The organism is Flavobacterium sp. LM5 (genome assembly GCF_002017945.1).
Classification (GTDB): Bacteria; Bacteroidota; Bacteroidia; order Flavobacteriales; family Flavobacteriaceae; genus Flavobacterium; species Flavobacterium succinicans.
Genome location: NZ_MUFX01000015.1, coordinates 1 through 3,335, shown reverse-complemented (window position 1 = coordinate 3,335; position 3,335 = coordinate 1). Strand labels below are relative to the sequence as shown.

6 protein-coding genes and 1 pseudogene are annotated in these 3,335 nt (G+C 38.2%); 3 read left to right on the top strand and 4 right to left on the bottom strand.

Going from position 1 to position 3,335, the window contains the following annotated elements; all coding sequences use genetic code 11:
- The 4 genes and pseudogenes from BXU11_RS18595 to BXU11_RS16460 all read right to left on the bottom strand — a co-directional run.
- Positions 1 to 184, bottom strand: a pseudogene (locus BXU11_RS18595) (TolC family protein); the annotation flags it as partial.
- A 17-nt stretch (positions 185 to 201) separates the two neighbouring features.
- Positions 202 to 546, bottom strand: a complete 345-nt coding sequence (locus BXU11_RS18590) for a TolC family protein (RefSeq protein ID WP_369803219.1) — start codon at positions 544 to 546, stop codon at positions 202 to 204.
- A gap of 213 nt (positions 547 to 759) precedes the next feature.
- Positions 760 to 1,284, bottom strand: a complete 525-nt coding sequence (locus BXU11_RS16465; protein WP_223253691.1) for a CIA30 family protein — start codon at positions 1,282 to 1,284, stop codon at positions 760 to 762.
- 138 nt (positions 1,285 to 1,422) lie between these two features.
- Positions 1,423 to 1,641 (bottom strand): VOC family protein, encoded by a 219-nt coding sequence (locus BXU11_RS16460; RefSeq protein WP_189318551.1) that lies wholly within the window; start codon positions 1,639 to 1,641, stop codon positions 1,423 to 1,425.
- A 44-nt stretch (positions 1,642 to 1,685) separates the two neighbouring features.
- Here BXU11_RS16460 and BXU11_RS16455 point away from each other — a divergent pair, with 44 nt between their 5' ends.
- The 3 genes from BXU11_RS16455 to BXU11_RS16445 all read left to right on the top strand — a co-directional run.
- On the top strand, positions 1,686 to 1,904 hold the full coding sequence (locus BXU11_RS16455; protein ID WP_189318551.1) for a VOC family protein: 219 nt from the start codon (positions 1,686 to 1,688) through the stop codon (positions 1,902 to 1,904).
- A gap of 138 nt (positions 1,905 to 2,042) precedes the next feature.
- Positions 2,043 to 2,567 carry a CIA30 family protein gene (locus BXU11_RS16450; RefSeq protein ID WP_223253691.1) on the top strand — a complete coding sequence of 175 codons (525 nt, stop codon included), beginning with the start codon at positions 2,043 to 2,045 and terminating at the stop codon, positions 2,565 to 2,567.
- A 213-nt stretch (positions 2,568 to 2,780) separates the two neighbouring features.
- The coding region (locus tag BXU11_RS16445) for a TolC family protein (protein ID WP_189318550.1) at positions 2,781 to 3,335 on the top strand (555 nt) is incomplete at its 3' end.

Below are 3,335 nucleotides of genomic sequence, written 5' to 3'. Positions count from 1 at the left end.
AATTAGCTTGTACAGTAGTATTGGCTTTGTTCAAAACGTTGACGGCTTGATAAGCCAATTGTAGTTGCATAAAGGCCTTGTTTACTTCCAATTCAAGGTATTCTTTGCTGCGTTCGGTTTGTAATTGATGGGCTTGCATTTTGGCTTTTGCAGCCTGTCTGCCATAAAGACCATCGACATTGATTAAGGGTTGAAGGATTTCTATTTTGGTAGCAAAGTTTTGTGTGCGAGCTGGATTGTTGAGTAAAGCCGGGTTGAAATGGCTTGGGTTAGGATTTCTTGATTCAGTTTTGAACCAAAAGCCATAAGCGGATTAGTAGTCGAAATCGCCGTATGCGAAGCCGTGATACTTGGAAGAAATAAAGCGTTCGATGTCTGTAAATCAGCTTGTGCGGCTTGAAATTCTTGTTGCGCTATTTTAAGCTGAAGGTTTTTATCTGCAGCTTTTAGCGCTATTTCTTTTTGTATACAACAGTGTATCTTGACTCCATCCTGTAGTGGAACGATCAAGCTCAATAGAAGTCCAACTATTTTTATTTTTTTCATCTTTTTTACTTTTTGATAAAGCAAAAGTAGGCGCTAAAAAAAACAAAGTCTGTAACTAATATCACACTGCTTGTTTTGGGTAGGAGTTAACCCTGATTTCAAAAAAATAGGGCACTTTTGTCAAATCGGAAAGTTGTTAAACAGAAAACGGAATTAGAGAGTAAGAGACTAGAAATGAGTCTTAGCGTGCTATCTATAACAAGAAATGACGACTTATTGCAGCACAATACGATCCAAAAGTAATTGGAACGATTCGTTTTTTTTGTTCGCAATCAGAAATACTATTTCTTCAAAAGAAGCACTGTTGAAATTAGGAGCCTCTAAGCGTCGACCTCTAAACGAAGGATACAAGGTGTTGAGGTTGATAATAATGGTTTCCCATTCCCCTGTGGTTGGAAAGGTGGTGATATAGGAATAATAAGCGGAAGATTGATCTTTAATCCGAAATTGATAGTTTTTACCGTCTCCTTTTACACGAAGGACAATTTGACTTTTGGAAGTCGCAGCTACAGGCGAAAATCGATGTCGGATCGAGGTAAAACCGCCGTTGTTTTCTAAAGAAACCTTTCCCGAAAAAACACCATGCCCTGACGTATTGATGGCAAATGCACCAGAGGAAAGGCCACCCATAACTCCATCGTTTACCAAAGTCCAATCATTTGCAGCTGATTTTGTAGTGAAATCATAAAGAGTGGTAGTTTGTGTCATCATAAATACTATAGCAATGAATAAAGGCATAACTCAATGTTTCAACTAAAGTACTCAATCTACTGCGTTGTAGGGCAGTTTTAACAGCTTTTTGATAGCTGTTTAGGGGCGAAAGAGCGAATGGTTATTGTTTTGAAGAGGAGCTAATGCAGTGTCTATTGGAGTTTTTTAAATTTCATAAAGTTCAATGGGCAACTTGTCAGGGTCTTCCAAAAAGGTAAAGCGCTTTTGTGTAAATTCATCGACTCTTATCGGTTCTGTAATTACATTATATTTCATTAAATGTTCTATACATTTTTCGAGATTTGAAACTTCAAAAGCAAGATGACGGAGTCCACAAGCTTCTGGTTGCGAAACCCGCTGTGGTGGAGTAGGAAAGGAAAACAATTCTATAGTATAAAGGCCACTTAACGCAAGATCAACTTGTAGGATTGTTTTCCTTTCCTACTCCACCACAGCGGGTTTCGCAACCAGAAGCTTGTGGACTCCGTCATCTTGCTTTTGAAGTTTCAAATCTCGAAAAATGTATAGAACATTTAATGAAATATAATGTAATTACAGAACCGATAAGAGTCGATGAATTTACACAAAAGCGCTTTACCTTTTTGGAAGACCCTGACAAGTTGCCCATTGAACTTTATGAAATTTAAAAAACTCCAATAGACACTGCATTAGCTCCTCTTCAAAACAATAACCATTCGCTCTTTCGCCCCTAAACAGCTATCAAAAAGCTGTTAAAACTGCCCTACAACGCAGTAGATTGAGTACTTTAGTTGAAACATTGAGTTATGCCTTTATTCATTGCTATAGTATTTATGATGACACAAACTACCACTCTTTATGATTTCACTACAAAATCAGCTGCAAATGATTGGACTTTGGTAAACGATGGAGTTATGGGTGGCCTTTCCTCTGGTGCATTTGCCATCAATACGTCAGGGCATGGTGTTTTTTCGGGAAAGGTTTCTTTAGAAAACAACGGCGGTTTTACCTCGATCCGACATCGATTTTCGCCTGTAGCTGCGACTTCCAAAAGTCAAATTGTCCTTCGTGTAAAAGGAGACGGTAAAAACTATCAATTTCGGATTAAAGATCAATCTTCCGCTTATTATTCCTATATCACCACCTTTCCAACCACAGGGGAATGGGAAACCATTATTATCAACCTCAACACCTTGTATCCTTCGTTTAGAGGTCGACGCTTAGAGGCTCCTAATTTCAACAGTGCTTCTTTTGAAGAAATAGTATTTCTGATTGCGAACAAAAAAAACGAATCGTTCCAATTACTTTTGGATCGTATTGTGCTGCAATAAGTCGTCATTTCTTGTTATAGATAGCACGCTAAGACTCATTTCTAGTCTCTTACTCTCTAATTCCGTTTTCTGTTTAACAACTTTCCGATTTGACAAAAGTGCCCTATTTTTTTGAAATCAGGGTTAACTCCTACCCAAAACAAGCAGTGTGATATTAGTTACAGACTTTGTTTTTTTTAGCGCCTACTTTTGCTTTATCAAAAAGTAAAAAAGATGAAAAAAATAAAAATAGTTGGACTTCTATTGAGCTTGATCGGTTCCACTACAGGATGGAGTCAAGATACACTGTTGGTATACAAAAAAGAAATAGCGCTAAAAGCTGCAGATAAAAACCTTCAGCTTAAAATAGCGCAACAAGAATTTCAAGCCGCACAAGCTGATTACAGACAATCGAACGCTTTATTTCTTCCAAGTATCACGGCTTCGCATACGGCGATTTCGACTACTAATCCGCTTATGGCTTTTGGTTCAAAACTGAATCAAGAAATCCTAACCCAAGCCGATTTCAACCCGGCTTTACTCAACAATCCAGCTCGCACACAAAACTTTGCTACCAAAATAGAAATCCTTCAACCCTTAATCAATGTCGATGGTCTTTATGGCAGACAGGCTGCAAAAGCCAAAATGCAAGCCCATCAATTACAAACCGAACGCAGCAAAGAATACCTTGAATTGGAAGTAAACAAGGCCTTTATGCAACTACAATTGGCTTATCAAGCCGTCAACGTTTTGAACAAAGCCAATACTACTGTACAAGCTAATTTGCAA

Excerpts from the sequence above, each read along its gene's own strand:
- BXU11_RS16450 (WP_223253691.1), top strand. The coding sequence starts at position 2,043 with ATGCCTTTATTCATTGCTATAGTATTTATGATGACACAAACTACCACT.
- BXU11_RS18590 (WP_369803219.1), bottom strand. The coding sequence starts at position 546 with ATGAAAAAAATAAAAATAGTTGGACTTCTATTGAGCTTGATCGTTCCA.
- BXU11_RS16465 (WP_223253691.1), bottom strand. The coding sequence starts at position 1,284 with ATGCCTTTATTCATTGCTATAGTATTTATGATGACACAAACTACCACT.